Genomic DNA, 20,019 nt, shown 5'->3' with positions numbered 1-20,019 from the left:
TCGGTATCGTAAGCACACCTCTGGTACCGGTCAAGGCTGTCGTCGTTTTTTACGCGGCGGCGGATGCCGTCCACTGAAGGTTGCCGGCGGCGTGATGGCCGGAGAGGTGTACGGGGGCAGGGGACCGGTGGCTTCAAAGTCGGCGTCGGTGAGTTCGCCGGGACCGTCGCGTTCGGTGAGCCAGGACGCCAGTCCGCGTCCGAGTCGGCGGGAACGGTGACTGCCGGGGACGGTCCGGCGGCCGGACACTGGAGGCGGATCGCGCCGCGAGAGTCGGGGCCCTGTTTCAGTTTGAGGTGGTACGGCTCGCGGGCCTCGATCATCTCGCGGAGTACGTCGCCGCGAAGCCGGACACCGTCGTCGGTGGCACCGCTGGTGGCGTGGCAGAACAGGGAGTCGTCGACGAGAGGCGCCTGGTGCCAACTGCCTTGCAGGCCACGCTTTTTGACCTTGTAGTCCAGGGCGAGGCGGTAGCCGAGCCGACGGACGGGAGTCTGGAAAGAGGGTGGGCTGCAGCCGGTGTAGGCGACGGTGGCCCGGCCGGTGTAGTACGCCGACAGGAGCAGACCGGCCAGCACTACGCGAAGCCTGGGGAACGCCGGAGCGGTCCAGGAGCGTCAGCAGTTGGCCGACCTTGGAGTCGGGGATCCTCATCGCTCCGCTCAGTGGCGGCTTGCCAAGTCCTGGCTGATCGAGGCCGCCGCGGCCGGCACCACCCGGATCCGGGTCAAGATGGCCGGCGCGGTCGTCGCCGACGAAGCCCACTCGGTGCAACCGGGCACCGGCGCCTGGTCCCACTTCGGCCGCCAGGCCACCTGATCTCCGGACCGGGCAACACCCAACCATCAGCAGCAGAAAGGCAGTTCCCCCCCCCATGGCCACAACCGTCGTCGACCCGCCCGAGCTGATCCCCGCACCTTCCCCCGTCCCACCCGCGCCCCTGGCGCCGCCGATCTCAGCCGAGCTGGACGCGGTGCTGCGACGGATGCGCTTCCCCTACCTCCGCGCGGCGGCCCCCGACGTGCTCGCCACCGCCCGCGCGCAACGCTGGGACCCCGCCGAGGTCCTGCGGATCCTGCTGGAGGCCGAGGCCCACGGCCGTGACGAGGCCACCCGCCGCAACCACCACCGCCAGGCCGGCCTGCCCTCCGGCAAGACCTTCGAGTCCTGGAAGGAGGCCGACTCCTCGATCCCGCTGCCAACTCAGCACGCGCCGATGACCCTGGAATGGATCGGCCGCGCGGAGAATCTGGCTGTCGCCGGGCCGTCCGGGGCAGGCAAGAGCCATCTCGCCGAGGCCCTGGCCCACAAGGCCATCGGAGCCGGAATGCAGGTCTCCTGGTTCACCCTGGAGTCGCTGACCGCACATCTGGGGCGGGCCACCGTCGACAACACCGTCACCAAGGCCGTCGCGAAGATCACCCGAAGCGATTCGATCGTCGTCGACGACATCGGCATGCTCCCGTCCGGACAGGCCGCCGCCGAGGCGTTATACCGCGTCATCGATACCGCCTACGAACGTCGCTCCATGATCGTGAGCGAGCGGCCGCTGGCGTCAGGGCGGTCCGATTACTGCTTCCTGGCCGTCCCCGCTCTCCCGGAACTCGTCGAACAGCCGGAAGAACGCCTCCAGAGGCGGCTCATCGGGCAGATTCTGCTCGATCGCACTGGCCCAGCCCCGCACCGTTGACCAGCGGTACTTCCGGTTCAGCCACCGGGCGAACGGTCCGCAGGAGTGGAAGGTGTCGAACTCCTCGTCCAGCGCGTGGACCTGAAGCGCGACGGAGTACCCGAACAGCATCGTGGCCAGCTCCTGCACCGATCCACCATGGACCCACATCCCGGGCCGCAGTCGCACTTGCTCCACAAAGTCGACGACGCCGTGCCACTCGGCTATGGGCCTGGCCCGCACATTCCGATCGGCTGACACCCAGCCACCCTATGCCCACGCAGTCTCATCGTTGAGCTGCACGGGCGACGATTTGTCATACCGGACAGGGAGATCAGCTGTCCTCACACAGAACCCTGAACTGTCCGCTCACCCAGATGTCCCACTGTCCGTGGACAACACAGCTTGCACCCCGAACTGCCGCCACGCGCATACGTGCCTGTGACGACAGTGTCGCCGGTCTGCAGGAGGCGGGGCCGTTTCGGGGAACGATCACCAGGTGCCCGGGAAGGACCTTGAGCGGGCCGGAGAGCCACAGGTGAGCGCCACTCGTGAACACCCCAGTCCGGCGTGCCGGTGCCGCCTGTCGAGCGGCTGCACGATCGCGGCTCAGGCCAGGCCGCGGCGGCAGAACCGCCCGAACAACTCAAGTGCGTCGCCGCGGGTGGCGCCCACCCGATCGAGCACATCGGGGTCCCGCAGATGACGGATCACGGCGCCGAGCATCTCGGCCCACAAGGCCGGCGACCCACCGGTGACCTCTCCCCGCTCCATCGCCTTTCGCACGATCGTCTCCAGCTCCCGAATCGCGATCTCCTGATGGCGGTCGTAGACGTGGCTCGTAGGCAGATAGTTCTCGACGTCGTGCACGAACTGACGGCTGGCTCGACGATTGCGCTCAACGGAGGCTGACAGGTAGGCCTCGATCTGGTCGTGCACATTCGCTGTGCCGTGGGCGCGGCGCAGCGCCTCCTTGCCCATCGAGTTGAAGTAGCGGTCGACGACGCCGACCACGACCTCTTCCTTGCTCTGCCCCAGGTGATAGATCGTGCGACGGGAGGTGCGAGCGAGGGCGGCCATGTCACCAATCGTGAGATGGCGGAAGCCCTCAGCGAGGAAGGCCTCCTCAAGGGCGTTGAGCACGTCGGACTGCCGCCCGGAAAGGGCGTTCGACCTGACGTCTGGCATGGTCCCCCTCACTTCACTGCGTCGTCGCCGGGACCAGGCCCTGGGCCGGCCCGATTCACGGTACTCCGAGGTTGCGAACGATACCGCTTCCTGGGCCTGGAGTTGTGGTCGGGCGGCCGCACCGTCAGTCGATGCCGTGCGCCGCACCCTCCCGGAGATCGTCGAACCGGCAGCCCGTGCGGTCGCGGACCTCCTCCAGCGTCACCTCGGGGGCGAGCTCGACCAGCGCCAGACCTGCCTGCGTCACGTCGAAGATGGCCAGGTCGGTGACGACCCGGTCCACGACACTGCGGCCGGTCAGGGGCAGGTCGCAGGTCTCGACGATCTTCGGCCGGCCGTCCTTCGTCGTGTGGTCGGTCAGGACGACGACCCGCCGGGCCCCCGCCACGAGGTCCATCGCGCCGCCCATGCCCTTGACGAGCACACCGGGGATCGTCCAGTTGGCGAGGTCGCCCGACCCCGACACCTGCATGGCCCCGAGGATCGCCAGGTCGATGTGGCCGCCGCGAATCATCGCGAAGGACTGGTCGGACCCGAAGAAGCTGCCACCCGGCTCGATCGTGACCGTCTGCTTACCAGCGTTGATGAGGTCGGCGTCCTCGCCGCCCTCGGCCGGGAACTCCCCCATGCCCAGCATGCCGTTCTCGCTTTGCAGGGTCACCCGGATGCCCGCCGGCACGTGATTCGCCACCAACGTCGGAATGCCGATCCCGAGATTGACATACGCGCCGTCGACCAGCTCGCGCGCCGCGACGGCGGCCATCTGCTCACGCCTCCACATGGGCGCCTCCTTCGGACTGCCGCGGCCGCGTCGTCCGTTGCTCGATCTCCGGCGCTCGCGCCGACGCGACGACCACCTCGTCGACGTAGATCCCCGGCGTCTGCACGAGGTCGGGGTCGAGGTACTCCTCCACCACCCGGTCGACCTCCGCGAGCGTGACCCGCCCCGCGGTGGCGACGACGGGATTGAAGTTCCGCGCTGTCATCCGATACGTCAAGTTGCCCGCCGCGTCCGCGTGGTGGGCGCGCACGAGCGCGAGGTCCGCGACGATCGCGTGCTCCAGGATCACGGTACGGCCGCCCATCCGCGTGGTCGGCTTGCCCTCGGCGACGATCGTGTGGGCTCCGGTCGGGGTGTAGAAAGCGGGAATCCCCGCCCCGCCCGCGCGGAGCCGTTCGGCCAGGGTGCCCTGCGGGGTGAACTCGATCTCAAGCTGCCCGTCGAGGTACTGCTGGGCGAACTGGCGGTTCTCACCGACGTAGGACGCCACGACCTTGCGGACCTGCCGACCCTCCAGGAGCACGCCGAGACCCTTGCCGTCGGTACCCATGTTGTTGGAGACGATCGTCAGGTCGGTCACGCCCGAGTCACGGACCGCCTCGATCAGGTCGAACGGGTTGCCACAGAGGCCGAAACCCCCGACGGCGATCGTCATGCCGTCGAACACGTGACGAGCCACGAGCTCGCGCGCCGTCGTCACCTCGGTCCCCCCTCGTCGGTGGCGCTCGGCGGCAGCACGACCACCCCCGCCTCAAGATGACTCCGGACCTCGGCTGCCTGGAGGCCGAGCTCCCCCAGCAGCGCCAGGCCGTCGCTACCGACGACGGGTGCCGGGCGCGGCTCGGCGGCAGGTGTTCCTGCGAAGCGAGGCACGGGTCGCGCCATGTGACCGCCGCCGAGCGAGGTATAGGTCTGCCGTTCGACGTGGTGCGGGTGCAGTGGCGCTTCACCGATCGACAGGACCGGGGTGACGCAGGCCGAGCTCGTGGCGAACACTTCGGCCCACTCATCACGCGGCCTCGAACCGAAGATCGCCTGCAGGCGGTTCACCATGGACGGCCATCGCGAGCGATCGTCCTGGGCCGCGAAGTCCGGGTCGTCGCCCAGGTCAAGCCCTTCGAGCAGGCTCGCGTAGAACTGCGGCTCGATGCAGCCGACCGCCACGTGCCGACCATCGCCGCACGCGTACGTCCGGTAGTAGGGAGCCCCACCGTCGAGGTGGTTCACCCCACGCTCGTCGACCCATCGCCCCTCGGCGAGGTACCCGTGGAGCATCGCCATGAGGGCCGCCGAGCCGTCGATCATCGCGGCGTCGACGACCTGCCCTCGCCCTGTGGTGCGAGCGCTGACGACGGCCGCGAGGACGCCGTAGGCCAACAGCATGCCGCCACCGCCGAAGTCGCCAACAAGGTTGAGTGGCACCACTGGGTCCCCGTCGGCGGGACCGATCGCATGGAGAGCGCCGGTCAGGGCGATGTAGTTGATGTCGTGCCCGGGAAGCTGTGCCCAGGGACCGTCCTGCCCCCAACCGGTCATCCGGCCATACACGACGTGCGGCGCCTCGCGCGAGACGTCGTCAGGCCCAAGGCCCAAGCGTTCGGCCACCCCTGGGCGGAAGCCCTCGACGGCGACGTCGCTGGTCGCGACCAGCCGCATCGCGATCGCGCGGCCCTCCGGAGACTTGAGATCGAGCGCGATCGAGCGGCGATTGCGGTGCATCACCGGGTGGAGCTCGGCTCCCGGCCGGTCGATCCTGATGACGTCGGCACCGAGGTCGGCGAGCATCATGCACGCGAACGGCGCCGGTCCGATCCCGCCGAGCTCGACGACACGCACGCCGTCCAGCGGCCCCGCGCTCATCGACCGCTCCACACGGGGCTTCGCTTCTCGGCAAAGGCACGGGCGCCCTCCTGGGCGTCCGCCGACTCCGTCACCGGGCGCGCTATCTCGAGCTGACGCTCGTACGCCTCTTCGTGGCTCCACGAGGACGACGCCGCGACGATCTGCTTGCTGGCACGAAGCGCCAGCGGGCCGTTGGCGGCGACGCGGTCTGCCAAGCGCCGGGCGACCGCCAGTGCCTCACCGTCCGGCGCCACCGCGTTGACCAGCCCCACCTCGTGGGCGCGACGAGCGCCGACCATGTCGCCGGTCAGGATCCACTCCATTGCGACCTGGTACGGGATCCGCGACGGCAGCTTGAGGAGCGCGCCGCCCACGGCGACCAGTCCGCGCTTGACCTCTGGCACCCCGAAGCGTGCGGACTCGGCCGCGACAACCAGGTCGCAGGCGAGCACGAGCTCGCAGCCGCCGGCGACGGCGGCACCTTCGACGGCGGCTATCACGGGGATGGCAGGAGGGCGGGCGGTGAATCCGGCGAACCCGCGGCCCGGGATCGAGGACTTCTCGCCACGGACAAAGGCCTTCAGGTCCATGCCCGAGCAGAAGCTGCCGCCGGTACCGGTGAGGATGGCTGCGCGGAGGTCGCTGCGCTCGTCCAGGTGGTCGACGATCTCGGCGAGAGCTCCCGCCATCGAGGCGTCGACGGCGTTGCGCACCGCGGGACGGTTGAGGGTGATCGTCGCGACACCGTCGGTCTCCTCGAACAAGACCGGGGCGCCGGCGGCGCTCATCGGGCCGCCATCCGGATGGCGCCGTCGAGGCGGATGACCTCGCCGTTCAGGTAGCGGTTGCGGAGTAGCTGGTCGGCGAGCGAGGCGTACTCCTCCGGGTCACCGAGGCGCTTCGGGAAGGTGACCGATTCCGCGAGGCCGTCGCGGATGTCCTGGGAGAACCGGGCCAGCAGCGGGGTATCGAAGATGCCAGGAGCGATGGTGTTGACGCGGATGCCGAGGTCGGCGAGGTCACGAGCGGCGCACAGGGTCATGCCGACGACGCCGGACTTCGCGGCGGCGTAGGCGATCTGTCCGACTTGCCCGTCCCAGGCGGCGACCGACGCGGTCATGACGATCGACCCGCGTTCGCCTTCGTCGGGGTCGTTCGTGGCCATGCGTGCGGCCGTCAGCCGCAGGGCGTTGAAGGTGCCCACCAGATTCAGCCTCAGGGCGGTCTCGAACTGGTCCAGCGGGAATGGCGTCCCGGCACGGTCCACGATCCTGCGGGGGAAACCCTTCCCCGGACAGTGGACCAGCCCGCGGATCGTGCCGCGTTCGGAGGCGTGGTCGAGCACCTGGCCGAGGTCGCTCTCCGAGCAGACGTCGCCGCGGACGAACGTCACGCGCTCACCGAGCTGTGCGCGCAGCTCGCTCTCGTCGGCGTCGACCAGGTCGGTCACCACGACGGACACGTCGCGCTCCGCCAAGAGCTTCGCCGTGGCGCCGCCGAGTCCGCCGGCACCTCCGGTCACCACGTACACCGATGGGGTGTCTGTCATTGACACGTCCTTCCGACGATGAAGAGCACGCCGACGCAGATCCTTGCGGGGGTCGTCAGCGATCCGAGCGGCGCCGAGAGCGCCACCGCCGTTCCACCGCGCACACCGCGGACCAGCGCGTGGTGCTGGTAACAGTTCTGGTACTATAGATGCTTCTCTGGTACCGCGCAAGTGAATGCGCTCACCACCGCCGGCTCCCGGCGACGCCCGATCGACCGGGGGGGGGAGGAGGTCACCCGCGGCATCCGTCGTCGGCCGCGGCGCCGGGGCGTCAGCGTTTCCTTGCACGGCGCTGCTGCCAGGCGGCCATCTCGCCGAAGAGGTCGATGCCGTCCTCCTGCGGGGTGTCCACCGCAGCCTGCCGGTAGGCCTGGTAAGTCGTGACGACGATGCGTTCGGCCTGCGGCCAGGAGGCGTAGCGGTCCAGATCCATCCGGTCAGCGGTCTCGCGCCACGGTCGGCCCGCCTCCACCCCGTCGGCGATGCGGTCCTTGACGTGGGCCAGGTAGCCCCGCATCTCCGCGATCCCGTCGACGTCGGTGAGCGGTCCGTGACCGGGCACCACGACCGTCGGATCGAGCGCGGCCATCCGGTCGCAGGCACGCAGCCAGTTCGTGAGCGAGCCGGCCCACATGATGGGCGTCCCACCGATGAAGAGGAGGTCGCCGGCAAAGATCACCCCGGCATCTGGCACGTGGGCGATGGCGTCACCGGCAGTGTGCGCCGGGCCCAGCCGCAACAGGTCGACATCGCGACCGCCGACTGTCACTGTCAGGGAGTCGTCGAAGACCGTGTCGGCGTTTCGCAGAGTGATGCCGGTGAAGTCGAACGCTCCGAAACAGCTCCGCAGGAAGGGCGACAGGACCGGTCCGAAGTCCGATGTCGCCAGCATGTGGAGCCGTTCGGGGGTCGTGCCGTGCTGGATCTCGTGGTCGGTCTCGCTCGTCGCGTACACCGTGACCGTGTCGTCGAGGAGTTGGTTGCCGAAGCAGTGGTCGCCGTTGGCGTGGGTGTTCAGGACGCCCTGGATCGGCGTGGCGGCAGTCAGGTCCGCCATGGCGTCCAGCATCTCGGTCGTGAGGGGGAGGTCGAAGAGGGTGTCGATGAGGAAGCTCTGCCCCTCGCCCTGCACCAGCCCCGCGTTGCTCATGCCCCACCCGCCGTCGGGCAGCAGCCAGGCCCGGATTCCGGCGGCGATCTCGTGCAGGCCGCGCGTGTAGGTGTTCGTCATGACAGGTTCCTCGTGTCGGTCGGGATCAGTAGCCCCTCGAGAGCGGGTGAGGGCGGGCGCCGTCGACGATGCGCTGATGCGTGCGTCCGAGGGCGCGACCGCTGAGTGAGACGGTGTCGCCTGGCTTCAGCCATCCCTCGTAGGTCTCCGGGTCACCGACGAGGTGCTCCAGCAGGCAACCGCCGGGGATCGTGCCGGACCCGATGACGTCGCCGGGGATCAAACGGGTGCCGCGCGACACGAACGACACGATCTCTCCGAAGGTCCAGTCCATCGCACCGGTCGTCCCGCGGGCGATCTCGACGCCGTTGACCTCGACCGCCACCTCGAGGTCGAGGCGACCGTCGACGAGCCGGTTCGCGACTTCGTCGGCCGTCACGAGCCACGGACCGAACGTCATGCCGGAGTCCTTGCCTTTGCCCTGACCGATGCCGAGCGCCATGTCGGTCTGCTGCAGATCCCGGGCGGTCCAGTCGCAGAAGAGCATGTAGCCCGCGATCGCGTCCTGGGCGGCGACAGCATCCAGGTCCGAGCCGGGCGTGCCGATGACTGCTGCGACTTCGAGCTCGAAGTCGAACCAGCGTGAGCCCGGCGCGATCGCGACGTCGTCGCGAGCGCCGAAGAGGGTGGCCGGATTGGCGAAGTAGAAGGCGGGAACGCGGCTCCAGACCTCGCCGAGTTCCGGGTCACGGCCGTAGGCCCTTCGGCACCCGCGGACATGGTCGAGGAAGCCGACCGTGTCGCGCACGGAGGGCGGCTGCGGGATCGGGGAGTGCAGCACCGTCGACTCGAGTGGGACGACGGTCGCGGGCGCTCGCCGCACCGTCTCGGCGATGCGCTCCATCTCGACCTGGCCTGCGGAGATCACGTCGATCAGCGTGCGGTCGTCGTCCAGGACATGCACCGCGTCGTCGACGACCAGACCGACCTGCGGACCGTGCCCGCGCCGGCATGTCACCCACCGCATGTCGTCTCCCGGGGTTCGCTGTCCCAGCGCGCGAAAGGAGGCCGCCGACGGGTCATGACCGCGAGCCCGTCGCTGCGGTCGCGGCGCCCCACCACTCGGGCTGCGGAGGCATCATGCCTCCGTACGCCTGCGACTCGTTCACGATGTGGATGCCCGACTCCCGCAGGCCTCGGATCGCCTTCTCGACGAGGTCAGCACGCATCGCGCCGTCCCGCTTCACGACCTCACCGCCGACGAGAACGGTGTCGACGTCGGAGGTTCGAGCGCTCATGACGATCGCACCCATCGGGTCGACGGCTGGTGTCAGGTTCAGGGATGTGTTGCGGATGAAGAGGAGATCGGCGGCCTTGCCGACGTCGATCGAACCGCACTCGTCCTCCAGGCCCAGACCGATGGCTCCGCCGAGCGTCGCGAAGTACAGCACGTCGGCAGCACGCAACTCGAGGCCGCCCATGTCGTAAATGCCTTTCTCCTCCAGCGCGCGCTGATTGGCCCGGGCACGCTCCCCCGCCAGCATCAGGCGCATAGTCGTGAACATGTCGGGAGAGTTGTTCGACTGGATGTCCGCACCCAGCCCCGCCACGACACCTACGCGGTCGGCGACGGCGGCGATCGGGAACCCCATCCCCATATTGAGCTCGGTCTCGGGGGTGGAGGAGACCTTGGCCCCATGATCGGCCAGGATCGCGAAGTCCTCGGCGTCGGAGGTGTTGCAGTGCGAGTGGAGCTGGTGCGACCAGAGCAGCCCAGCCTCGGCCAGCTGCTTGATCTCCGACCGGTATCCGGGCTTCCACCGGGCGTTGGTGTGAGTGTGGATCAGGCAATCCAGCTCGCGCCCGAGCACCATTTCCTGGGCGGCCTGCTCGATGCCGTTCAGGCTCAGCTCGGTCGGGGCGATCCCGAAGCGCACCCGCCCGCCGCTGGTCTCGAACAACGATGAACGCACGCGTCGCGCGTCCTCGAGACGGGACTCGACAGACGTGAAGTACGGATTCGCCGTGTGGGGGTCATAGAGCCCGTAGCACCACACGCCACGGATTCCCGACTCGTTGATGGCCGCCACGCCCGCGTCGGCGTGCTCAGGGGTCAAGATGCTGTGGGAGTAGTCGACCGAGCAGGTCGTGCCGGAGTCGAGCAGCCCCACGGCCGCACCGAGCGTCCCGTTGTATATGTCGACCGCGCGGTGCACGCCGGAGTGGTTGCGCCGGATCGTCCACACGTAGTCCGACAGCGTGAAGTCCACCGTGAGGCCGCGCATCGTCGCCTGCCACATGTGGTGGTGCGCGTCCACGAACCCCGGGATGATCCAAGCCCAGGACGCATCGACGACATCGGCACTTTCGGGCGTGGACCCGAGGTTCTCGGCAAGCTGGCTGATCCGGCCGTCGACGACCTCGACGTCGACTCGCTGGAAGCTGCCGTCGCGGGGGTCGCCCACCAAGACCAACGCGCCCGTGTAGATCGTTCGAGTGCCCACAAATCTTCCTTCCGCTCGGTCGGCCGAGTGCCGACCAACCACTGGACGGTATTATAACGACCTGTATAGTACCGGTCATGGTACCAATGTTTGTGTCCGGGGTCACCCCTGGCGAGGGCGCCGCGCAGGCGCTGCCGACACCGACCACCCGCCCCTTCTGGGACGCCGCGACCGAGGGCCGCCTGGCGGTCCAGCAGTGCGGGTCGTGTGAAACGCACTTCTTCTACCCCCGCATCGCGTGCCCGTCCTGCGGCTCCCGCGAGGTGTCGTGGGTTGACGTGAGCGGACGCGCGACGTTGCTGAGCTATGTCATCAACCACCTCCCCGCCCCCGGATTCGAAGCAGTCGGTCCGCACGTCATCGCGATCGTCCAACTGGAGGAAGGGCCGACCATGATGACGAACATCATCGGGAGCGACGCTGTGCCCGACCAGCTGGTCATCGACATGCCGCTGCAGGTCGCCTTCGAGGACCGGCGCGGCCAGGTGGTCCCGGTGTTCGCCCCCCGAGAGGGGCACGCCGCGTGAGTCGCCCCGTGGCCGCCATCGCCGGCGCCGCCGAAACGAGCCTCGGACGACTGCCCGCCATGTCCGAGTTGGACCTCCACGTCGATGCCGCGCTGCTCGCTCTCGCCGACGCCGGCCTGAGCCTCGACGATGTCGACGGCATCACGAGCGCCGTGCACAACCCGGTCGAGATCGCTCACGCGTTGGGAGTCCGTCCGACGTGGTTCGACGGCACGAGTGTGGGCGGGACGTCGTTTCTGGTGCACGTGCGTCACGCTGCTGCCGCGATCGCTGCTGGACAGGCCGAAGTCGTCCTCGTGCTGCACGGCGAATCTCGTCGGTCGGTGGTCGGGCGCCATCCGCGTCCGATGCCGGCCGACGGGATGCTCGGTCAGTTCGAGCTACCGTTCGGCGTCTACGGCCCTCCCACGATGTTCACGCTCCCTTACCTCCGCTACGCCCACGAGACGGGGACGACGCTCGAGCAGCTGGCCTCCGTGCCGGCTCGGCAGAGCGAGTGGTCGCACGGAAATCCCCGAGCGGCCCGCCCCTCTCTCGCGAGCGTCGACGAGGTCTTGGCATCGACGCCGATCGCCTGGCCGTTCACCAAGCTCATGTGCTGCATGGTGAGCGACGGAGGCGGTGGGCTGGTCGTCACGTCGGCAGAGCGCGCCCGCGAACTGCGCCGCACCCCCGTCTATCTGTGGGGGTCGGGCGAGGCGGCCGACAGCCCTTTGGTGTCGCAGATGCCTGACCTCACGCGCGCCGAGACGTTCGAGCGGTCGGCCACGGCTGCCTTCACCGAGGCGCGCATCAGCCACAACGACGTGGATCACCTGATGGTCTACGACGCGTTCGCACACGTGCCGCTGTACGGCCTCGAGGCACTCGGTTTCGTCGGGCGTGGGGAGGCCGGCGCGTTCGTCGCCGACGGTAACACCGCCCCGGGCGGGCACCTGCCGATGAACACCAACGGCGGCGGCCTTCGCTACACCCACACCGGCATGTACGGGATGTTCGCGATCCAGGAGGCCGTCCGCCAGCTCCGGGGCGAGGCGTTCGCCCAGGTACCCGACGTGGAGGTCAGTGTGGTCCAGGGTGTTGGACACTTCTTCTCGGAGGCAGCGACGTTGGTGCTCTCGAACCAGGAGGTGTCGGCATGACAGCACCGGCGGACGCGCCTGCTCGGGGCTTCTTCGAGATCGCGGCCGGCGACCGCGACTCCGTCGCGTTGCGGCTTGGGTCCGAGACCGTCACGCGGGGCGACCTGCTCGATGACGCCCACCGTTGGTCCCGTCTGCTGCGGGACGACCTGGATCTGCAGCGCGGCGAGACCGTGGCCCTCGTCCTGAAGAACGGTGCGACCTTCATCGCCGCACAGCTCGCGGCGGAGCAGATCGGCCTGTACCTCGTGCCAGTCAACTGGCACCTGACCGCCTCCGAGGCCGCCTACCTGATCGGGGATTCCGGGGCTCGCGCCGTGGTGACCGAGTCTGCCCTCGAGTCGCTTGCCGTCGAAGGGGCTCGCCTGGGTGGCGGCCTCGCCCCCGACCGCGTCGTCGTGGTCGGAGGCGCGTCGGACGGACTCTCGGCCGAGAACCTGCTCGCACGGCATCCTGCCTCCGCGCCGATACAGCGGAGCGCAGGCTCGGTGCAGTACTACAGTTCCGGGACGAGCGGGCGCCCCAAGGGTGTCCGTCGGGCGCTGCCGAAGACGACCCCCGACGAGGCTGCCGATGCCCGAGCTCGGCAGCGGTTCGCGCAGTACGACACCGACACCGTGCTCCCCCAGGTGCACCTGGTGGTCGCCCCGCTCTACCACCCGGCACCGAATCTGAACGCGCTCTGCGCCCTGCACCTGGGGCAGGAGCTCGTCATCACCACACGGTTCGACGCGGCTGAGACGCTCTCGCTCATCGACCGATTCGGGGTCACGACCACGTTCATGGTCCCGGTCATGTTTCATCGGCTTCTCGACCTCGACGAGTCGATCCGCGACTCCTTCTCAGGCCGCTCGCTCCAGCTGGTCACCCACGCTGGAGCACCGTGCCCGCCGGAGCTGAAGCAGCAGATGATCCAGTGGTGGGGTCCGGTGCTCACCGAGTACTACGGGTGCACGGAGTTCGGCATCGCCACGATCATCACTTCCGAGGAGGCGTTGAAGAAGCCAGGCTCCGCAGGCCGCGCGGCACCCGGCATCCAGCTCCAGATCCGCGGGAGCGACGGACGGCCGCTCCCCGCAGGCGAGCCCGGCACCATCTACGTCAGCGGTGGCTTCGATTTCACCTACAGCGGTGCGGCCGGAGACTTGATCCCCGCCGGGGCATCGGATGCCCACGACCCGTTCCGGACCGCGGGCGACATCGGCCACCTCGACGAGGACGGCTATCTCTACGTCGGCGACCGACGCTCCGATCTGATCCTCTCGGGGGGCGTCAACATCTACCCGGCCGAGGTGGAAGCCGCCCTCGTGACGGAGCCGTCGGTCGCCGATGCCGTGGTTATCGGCGTACAGGATGACGAATGGGGGCAGCGCGTCGTCGCCGTCGTGCAGCTGAAGGGCGGCGAGGAGGGCGGCGAGCCGGCCGCCACCCGCCTGCGCAGTCACCTGGCCGACCGTCTGGCGCGGTTCAAGACACCGCGCGAGTTCCACTTCGTCGACTCCGTCGGCCGCAGCAGCACCGGGAAGATCAACCGCCCACAGATCGCCGCGCTGGTCGCACAGCGGCGCCCGGGCTCCTAAGACGTCGTTTCTTATGGCTTGATCGTTTGTTGAGCCGTGCATGACAGACTTGGTTGAGCGGTTGGTGCGGGATGAGTTGTGGGTGTTGTTCCGTCGGGCGGTGCCGCCGACAGAGGTGATACGTCCGCAGGGTAGTGGCCGGGCTCGGGCGGGTGATCGTGAAGTGCTGGCGGCGATCCTGTTCGTGGCCAGGTCGGGCTGCACCTGGCGGCAGTTGCCGCCGGTGTCCGGGCTGGCCTGGCCCACGGTCTGCCATCGCTTCGCGCAGTGGTCGCAAGCGCGGGTGTGGGCGCGGCCGCACCGTGTTGTCCTTGACGAACTCGGCGCCCGGGGCGAACTGGACTGGTCGCGCTGCCGACCGTGGCAAGCTGGGATCGAAGATCCACCTGATCACCGACCGGAACGGACTGCCGCTGTCGCTGGGCATCTGAGGCGCCAACATGCACGACAGCCAGGGCCCGGAGCCGCCCGTGCGCGGGATCCCGCCGATCCGCTCCCGCCGTGGACCCCGCCGTCGGCGGCCCGGCAAACCGCATGCCGACAAGGGCCACGACCACAACCACCTCCGCCGATGGATCCGTCAGCGGGGCATCACCCACCGCATCGCCCGCAAAGGCGTCGAGAGCTCACAGCGGCACGGCCGCCACCGACGGGTCATCGAACGAACCGTCTCGTGGCTGGCCGACTGCCGACACCTCCACCGGCGCTGCGAATACAAAGCCGAGCACTTCCTCGCCTTCGTCGGTATCGCAGCCACCCTTATCTGCCACCGCCGCCTCACCAAATGAAACAGCGTCTTAAGAGCGTCACCACGAGCGATGCCACTCCCTGGGACCGCACACCCGAAACACCACTCGGCCCCCGCAACCACCGTCCACGCCCCGGGCGGTGAAGCCCGATCGGTGCCACGCTGCTGTAGGAATGCCTCGTAGTGGGCAGCAAGACTCATGAGCGCTCCTTTCGCAGTTCCTTGCGAGCCAGTGCGGCGAACAGGGCGACCGCGTCATTCGCCGCAGTGTCGACTATCCAGAACAACTACTACCGCTCCCCCTCTCGCCGGCAGCGGACCGAAACTTCGGGCAGTAACCCTTGTTCCTGTCGAGGCACGCCGAGTTCGGCGCGGTGGCGGTCGGCCATGGCACAGCCGACCACCTCGCGGGTGGCCAGGACCAGAGCTGATCCCGAGTTCCCGGGCGACCGCAGTGACCGTCTTCCCTGTGGAGTCGACGAGCGCGATGGCGTCCCGCTTGAACTCCTCGGTGTACCGCTTCGTCTGTACAAGGGGAAGCTTCACCAGGAACCCACCCTGTCCGTCGCTCAGTTCCGGGTCTTGTTGCTCTCGACCCATCGGGCGGTGGCCTCGTTGGAGGCCCGCAGATGCGCGGTCATCCGCTTGCGGGCCAATCGCGGGTTGTGGTCGACGATGGCCGCGGCCACGCCCTCGTGCTGCTGGAGGTTCCTGCGCAGGAGGCGGGAGTTGTCGGCGTAGGCGCCGTAGGAGAGGTTGTGCGGAAGGCGCCGCCTGAGCTCGGCGATGGTGAGGGCGAGCTGCCGGTTGCACGACGCCTCGACGATCACCGAGTGGAACTCGTGGTTGGAATCGGCCCAGCGCTGCGCTTGGGTGCGTTGGTCTCCTTCGCTCGCGCCCAGTTGCTGTATGGCTTCGCCGAAGCCCTTCCAGGCGTCGAGCATGCGCTTGAGCTGCGCGTCGTTGATCCGTTCGGTCGCCAGCTCGGCCGCATAGCCTTCCAGCTCGGCACGGACGGCGCCGATCTCGCGGATGTCCTTGCCGGAGTGCCCGTTGACGCGAGCGCCGCGGTGCGGGTCGATGGTGACGACGCCTTGTGAGTGGAGGATCCTCAGGGCCTCCCGCACCGGGGTACGGCTGACGCCGAACTCCTCGGCCAGGGCGCCGTGCCGCAGCCAGGCGCCGATCGGGATCTCGCCGGCGAGGATTCGTCGCTGCAGCACCGCGACGATGTGGTCACTGATCGGTTCGGCCCCCTGGTTCACAGCGAGGTTCGTGGGCAAAACAGTCATGACGTTTCCTCGGAGGGACGGCGGCTTCCAGCACACAACGATACCAATACGGCACCGCGAACGGTGACCCCTATTGCATCTGGTTCTGGCCAAATGAGATGCGACCTTCCGGTCACGGGAGGTGGCCGTCAGGGCGCGCTCTCCAAGGCATGCCCGGCCTTGTCGTGATGCCGGCCGTGACCACGCCCGCCTCGGGCCGCGCGCGGGATCAGCAGCGCCAGGAACGCCGCGGCGACGAGCGAGACCGCGAGCACGAGGAGTCCGTTCGCGTAGCCGGCCTCCCGCGGCAGTCCGTCCGCGCGCGGGCCGGCGGTCACGATACCGGCCATCACGGCGGTGCCGAGGGATCCGCCGATCGTGCGGACGTTGGCGTTGACGCCGCTGGCCGCGCCGGTCTGCTCCCGGGGCACCGCCGCGACGACGAGGTTGGACAGGCAGGCCAGCACGAGACCCGTGCCCGCCCCCATGACCGCGTTCGCGGCGTAGTGCATCCACTTCTCGTCGTGGGCGAGCGCGAGCGCCGCGGTGGCCGCCGCGGAGATGAGGCAGCCCACCACCACGATGGTCCTGGGCCCGGCCGACCTGACGAGCGTGCCGGAGAGCAGCCCGGCGCAGAACATCGTGACGGCCATCGGCAGCAGCATGATCCCGGACTCGGTGATCGAGGCTCCGAGCCCGTATCCGGTGGCCTGGGGGGTCTGGGCGAACTGGGGAAGGAAGGCGTACGCCGCGTACATCCCGAACCCGACGAGGAGGCTGACCGCGTTGGTCGTCCACACTGCGGGCAGCCGCATCATGGCCGGGTCGATGAGCGCCGACGACGAACGCCGTTCCACGGCGATCCATGACGCACCGAGCACGACGGCGCCGAGCAGCAGCGCCAGAGTGGGGGCGGACGCCCAGCCCCAGGCGTTCCCCTGACTCACGGCGATCAGCAGGCTGGCCAGCCAGCCCGACAGCAGGAGAGCGGGCGCCGCGCTGATCCTGCCGGCTCGTCGGCCGGGTGAGTCGGGGACGACCACGTGGGCGAGCGCCGCGGTGACGCCCGTGACGAGCGCGGGCAGCCAGAAGAGCCAGCGGTGGCCCAGGGCGTTCACGATCGGGCCGGCCAGGACGATGCCGATGCCGCCACCGACGGCGCCGAGTGAGGCCAGCAGGCCAATGGCACCCGGAACCCGTCTCGCCGGCAGCTCGTCGCGGACGATCCCGAACGCCAGCGGCAGCACCCCGCCGCCGACACCCTGGATCACCCGGCCGGCGATCATGACCTCGATGCTGCCGGCCAGGCCCGCCACGAGCGACCCGACGGAGAGTCCCGCGAGCGCGCCGACCAGCATGCGCCGCTTGCCGATCCGGTCGCCGATGCGGCCGATGAGGGGAGTGCAGATCGAAGCCGACAGCAGGTAGGCGGTCATGACCCAGGTGACGGTCCGCTGGTCGGTGCCAAGCTCGGTCCGCAGCTCTGACAGGACGGGCGTCACCAGCGACTGGAGCAGCGCGAAGCTCGTGACGGACACCGTGAGAACCGCGAGGGTGGTGCGATGACGGGTGCTCCGTGCTCTCCTCACGGGCGCCGGCTCGCGGGTCCGGTCCGTGTCGGCACGTGACGGCGCTCGGCGAGGGCCCGCATGCTCAGTCGTCGGTGCCGGAGGCGGCCACCGTGTGCGGCCGGGTCGTCGTACCCCGTCCGTTGGTCTCCGACTTGCGTCCCTCTGACGGGGACTCCTCGCCGATCAGCTCGATGATGTAGTGGGTCACCGGGTGGTCCTCGAGGTTCCGGATGCGGTGCGGGGGAAGGGGCCCGCCGCGTCCAACAGTCTTGAAGAACACGAACCCCCGCTCCGCGTGCTGGGAGATGGGCCAGTCGTCCTGGCCGTGCTCCTGAGCCTCCGCACGGCCCGCGTTCGGCCACAGGATCAGGTGGTCGTGCTGGTGCTCGTGGAAGTCGAACATGCCACCGGCCTCGAGGTTCATGGCCCAGACCCGCACGCGGTCGTTCTCGAAGACCAGCTCGTCGCCAGGTGTGGTGGGAAATCCGGAGACCGAGTGCCGGTCTGGGGTCGCGGTCATGTGTCCCTCTCTGGAGGTGTGAGGCCGGCCGATGCCGGGGTTGCGCGATGAGTATCGGACGCGCCTATTATTGCATCCAATCTGCGTCAGTATAGATGCAGACTTGATGAGGGGACAAGACGTGACCAGTAGCGCCAGCCAGGCCTTCCAAGCCCGTCCGGACCTGACGGGTTCCTTCGGCATGTGCGCCTCCACCCACTGGCTCGCCTCGTCGTCCGCGCAGGCGGTTCTCGAGCGGGGCGGCAACGCCTTCGACGCGGCGTTCGCCGCGGCGTTCGTGCTCCACGTGGTCGAGCCCCACCTCAACGGGCCGGGTGGCGACCTCGTCGCGCTGATCGCTCCCGCCGGCTCGCCGCCGCGGGTCCTGGTGGGTCAGGGACCGGCGCCGAAGGGAGCCTCGATCGATCACTTCGCCGCCGAGGGCCTGGACGGGGTGCCGGGGGCGGGTGCGCTCGCGGCGGCGGTCCCCGGCGCCGTCGACGCGTGGCTGCTGATGCTGCGCGACCACGGCACGTGGGAGCTCGCCGATCTCCTTGAGTACGCCGTTCACTACGCCGGTTCCGGGCACCAGCTCATCGGCCGCGCGGCGGAGACGATCGCGGCCGTGGCGCCGCTGTTCCGCGAGAGCTGGCCCTCGTCGGCCGCGCTCTGGCTGACGGACGGGGCCGCTCCGGGGGCCGGTGACCTCGTCCGCAACGCGGACTACGCGGCCACGCTCGCCCGGCTCGTGGCAGAGTCGTCGAGCCGGGCCGGCGAGCGGGCCGGCCGCGCCGCCCGTATCGATGCCGCCCGCGCGATCTGGCGATCGGGGTTCGTGGCCGAGACGATCGACGGCTTCGTCCGGTCGACGCCGCACCTGCACTCGTCGGGAACAGTGCACCGTGGAGTCCTCACCCTGGATGACATGGCCGGCTTCCGGGCCACTTACGAGGACCCGGTCGTCGGTTCGTTCCGGGGCACGCAGGTGCTCAAGGCGGGTCCGTGGTCGCAGGGGCCGGTGCTGCTCCAGACGCTGGCCATTCTCGACGGATTCAATGACGCCGAGCTGGATCTCACGACCGATGCCGGAGTCCACCACGTGCTCGAAGCCCTCAAGCTGGCGATGGCCGACCGCGAGGCCTACTACGGCGAGGGGCTGTCGGCGCACGATCTGGACGATCTGCTGTCGGCCGAGTACGCGAAGGAGCGCCGGTCGCTGATCGGGCCGACGGCGTCGGACCGGATCCGGCCGGGCCGGCCGGCGGGCAGGGGCGAGCCGGCGCTCGTCTCGTTCACGACGACGGACGAGACGGCGGCAGGGCCGGCGGGCGTGGGTGAGCCGACTGTCTCCCTCTCGGCTTCCCTGCCGGGCGACACCTGCCATCTGGACGTCATCGACCGGTGGGGGAACGCCGTCTCCGCGACCGCGTCGGGCGGCTGGCTACAGTCCTCGCCGACCGTCCCCGGCCTGGGTTTCGCGCTCGGCACCCGGCTGCAGATGTGCTGGCTGGACGAGGGCAGTCCGTCGGCGCTGCGCGCCGGACACCGGCCGCGGACGACGCTGACCCCCACGATGCTGGTGCGCGACGGCGCCGTCGTGAGCGCCCTGGGCACGCCGGGCGGTGACCAGCAGGACCAGTGGCAGGCCGTCTACCTGGTCAACACGCTGGTGGGCGGCCTGAGTCCACAGCAGGCGATCGAGGCTCCGGCCTTCCACACGACGAGCTTCCCCAGCAGCTTCTGGCCACGCACCTGGACGCCCGCAGGCGCCGTGGTCGAGGACCGGCTGGGCGACGACCTGATCGAAGCCCTGGTCCGTCGCGGGCATGTCGTGACGCGCGCCGGCGAGTGGTCCCTCGGGCGCCTTTCTTCGGTCAGCCGGGAGCCGTCGACCGGGCTGCTGACCGCTGCGGCGAACCCTCGTGGCGCCCAGGGGTACAGCGTCGGCCGGTGAGCGGACGGGTCGCGCGGGGGCCG

The 20,019-nt window shown here is 69.4% G+C and carries 19 protein-coding genes and 1 pseudogene; 7 read left to right on the top strand and 13 right to left on the bottom strand.

Going from position 1 to position 20,019, the window contains the following annotated elements:
• Positions 1–624: 624 nt before the first annotated feature.
• Together OIE74_RS36395 and OIE74_RS36390 are read left to right on the top strand one after the other, a co-directional pair.
• Positions 625–819, top strand: a complete 195-nt coding sequence (locus tag OIE74_RS36395; RefSeq protein WP_329391480.1) for a hypothetical protein — start codon at positions 625–627, stop codon at positions 817–819.
• A gap of 55 nt (positions 820–874) precedes the next feature.
• Positions 875–1,690, top strand: a complete 816-nt coding sequence (locus tag OIE74_RS36390; protein ID WP_329391478.1) for an ATP-binding protein — start codon at positions 875–877, stop codon at positions 1,688–1,690.
• 588 nt (positions 1,691–2,278) lie between these two features.
• Here the strand turns inward: OIE74_RS36390 and OIE74_RS36385 are convergent.
• The 9 genes from OIE74_RS36385 to OIE74_RS36345 form a co-directional block, all read right to left on the bottom strand.
• Positions 2,279–2,857: a TetR/AcrR family transcriptional regulator gene (locus OIE74_RS36385; RefSeq protein WP_329391476.1), complete on the bottom strand. Its 579-nt coding sequence runs from the start codon at positions 2,855–2,857 to the stop codon at positions 2,279–2,281.
• A gap of 124 nt (positions 2,858–2,981) precedes the next feature.
• Positions 2,982–3,620 (bottom strand): 3-oxoacid CoA-transferase subunit B, encoded by a 639-nt coding sequence (locus OIE74_RS36380; RefSeq protein ID WP_329391474.1) that lies wholly within the window; start codon positions 3,618–3,620, stop codon positions 2,982–2,984.
• A gap of 4 nt (positions 3,621–3,624) precedes the next feature.
• Positions 3,625–4,338: a CoA transferase subunit A gene (locus OIE74_RS36375; RefSeq protein WP_329391472.1), complete on the bottom strand. Its 714-nt coding sequence runs from the start codon at positions 4,336–4,338 to the stop codon at positions 3,625–3,627.
• On the bottom strand, positions 4,335–5,498 hold the full coding sequence (locus OIE74_RS36370; protein ID WP_329391470.1) for a CaiB/BaiF CoA transferase family protein: 1,164 nt from the start codon (positions 5,496–5,498) through the stop codon (positions 4,335–4,337). The genes OIE74_RS36375 and OIE74_RS36370 overlap by 4 nt, the downstream gene beginning before the upstream one ends.
• Positions 5,495–6,268: a crotonase/enoyl-CoA hydratase family protein gene (locus OIE74_RS36365; protein WP_329391468.1), complete on the bottom strand. Its 774-nt coding sequence runs from the start codon at positions 6,266–6,268 to the stop codon at positions 5,495–5,497. Before OIE74_RS36365 ends, OIE74_RS36370 begins: the two co-directional genes overlap by 4 nt.
• A complete protein-coding gene (locus tag OIE74_RS36360) occupies positions 6,265–7,029 on the bottom strand; it encodes an SDR family NAD(P)-dependent oxidoreductase (RefSeq protein WP_329391466.1) in 765 nt (254 codons plus the stop codon). The genes OIE74_RS36365 and OIE74_RS36360 overlap by 4 nt, the downstream gene beginning before the upstream one ends.
• A 271-nt stretch (positions 7,030–7,300) precedes the next feature.
• The gene (locus OIE74_RS36355) at positions 7,301–8,260 is read right to left on the bottom strand and encodes an MBL fold metallo-hydrolase (RefSeq protein ID WP_329391462.1); all 960 of its coding nucleotides are present in this window, start codon (positions 8,258–8,260) and stop codon (positions 7,301–7,303) included.
• A gap of 25 nt (positions 8,261–8,285) precedes the next feature.
• Positions 8,286–9,164, bottom strand: a complete 879-nt coding sequence (locus OIE74_RS36350) for a fumarylacetoacetate hydrolase family protein (RefSeq protein ID WP_329391461.1) — start codon at positions 9,162–9,164, stop codon at positions 8,286–8,288.
• A gap of 115 nt (positions 9,165–9,279) precedes the next feature.
• Entirely contained in the window at positions 9,280–10,704 is a 1,425-nt protein-coding gene (locus OIE74_RS36345) for an amidohydrolase family protein (RefSeq protein ID WP_329391458.1), read from the bottom strand.
• Positions 10,705–10,781: 77 nt separating this feature from the next.
• Between OIE74_RS36345 and OIE74_RS36340 the strand changes: the two genes are divergently transcribed.
• From OIE74_RS36340 to OIE74_RS36325, 4 genes and pseudogenes are all read left to right on the top strand, one after another.
• The gene (locus OIE74_RS36340; protein WP_329391456.1) at positions 10,782–11,231 is read left to right on the top strand and encodes a Zn-ribbon domain-containing OB-fold protein; all 450 of its coding nucleotides are present in this window, start codon (positions 10,782–10,784) and stop codon (positions 11,229–11,231) included.
• 8 nt (positions 11,232–11,239) lie between these two features.
• On the top strand, positions 11,240–12,373 hold the full coding sequence (locus OIE74_RS36335; protein ID WP_329391453.1) for a thiolase C-terminal domain-containing protein: 1,134 nt from the start codon (positions 11,240–11,242) through the stop codon (positions 12,371–12,373).
• Positions 12,370–13,953, top strand: coding sequence for an AMP-binding protein (locus OIE74_RS36330; protein WP_329391450.1), 1,584 nt, complete (start codon positions 12,370–12,372; stop codon positions 13,951–13,953). The genes OIE74_RS36335 and OIE74_RS36330 overlap by 4 nt, the downstream gene beginning before the upstream one ends.
• Before the next feature lie 49 nt (positions 13,954–14,002).
• Positions 14,003–14,741: pseudogene (locus OIE74_RS36325) on the top strand (IS5 family transposase).
• Positions 14,742–14,956: 215 nt separating this feature from the next.
• Here the strand turns inward: OIE74_RS36325 and OIE74_RS38755 are convergent.
• The 4 genes from OIE74_RS38755 to OIE74_RS36310 form a co-directional block, all read right to left on the bottom strand.
• Positions 14,957–15,301 carry a transposase gene (locus OIE74_RS38755; RefSeq protein WP_443076324.1) on the bottom strand — a complete coding sequence of 115 codons (345 nt, stop codon included), beginning with the start codon at positions 15,299–15,301 and terminating at the stop codon, positions 14,957–14,959.
• A complete protein-coding gene (locus tag OIE74_RS36320; RefSeq protein ID WP_329391448.1) occupies positions 15,271–15,993 on the bottom strand; it encodes a GntR family transcriptional regulator in 723 nt (240 codons plus the stop codon). The genes OIE74_RS38755 and OIE74_RS36320 overlap by 31 nt, the downstream gene beginning before the upstream one ends.
• 128 nt (positions 15,994–16,121) lie before the next feature.
• Positions 16,122–17,510, bottom strand: coding sequence for an MFS transporter (locus OIE74_RS36315; protein ID WP_329391446.1), 1,389 nt, complete (start codon positions 17,508–17,510; stop codon positions 16,122–16,124).
• Positions 17,511–17,625: 115 nt separating this feature from the next.
• A complete protein-coding gene (locus tag OIE74_RS36310) occupies positions 17,626–18,063 on the bottom strand; it encodes a hypothetical protein (protein WP_329391444.1) in 438 nt (145 codons plus the stop codon).
• A gap of 106 nt (positions 18,064–18,169) precedes the next feature.
• Here OIE74_RS36310 and OIE74_RS36305 point away from each other — a divergent pair, with 106 nt between their 5' ends.
• On the top strand, positions 18,170–19,996 hold the full coding sequence (locus OIE74_RS36305) for a gamma-glutamyltransferase family protein (RefSeq protein WP_443076323.1): 1,827 nt from the start codon (positions 18,170–18,172) through the stop codon (positions 19,994–19,996).
• The last annotated feature ends 23 nt before the right edge of the window (positions 19,997–20,019 follow it).

The organism is Streptomyces sp. NBC_01716, assembly GCF_036248275.1.
Taxonomy (GTDB): Bacteria; Actinomycetota; Actinomycetes; order Streptomycetales; family Streptomycetaceae; genus Streptomyces.
This window is presented reverse-complemented; position numbering and strand designations above follow the sequence as displayed.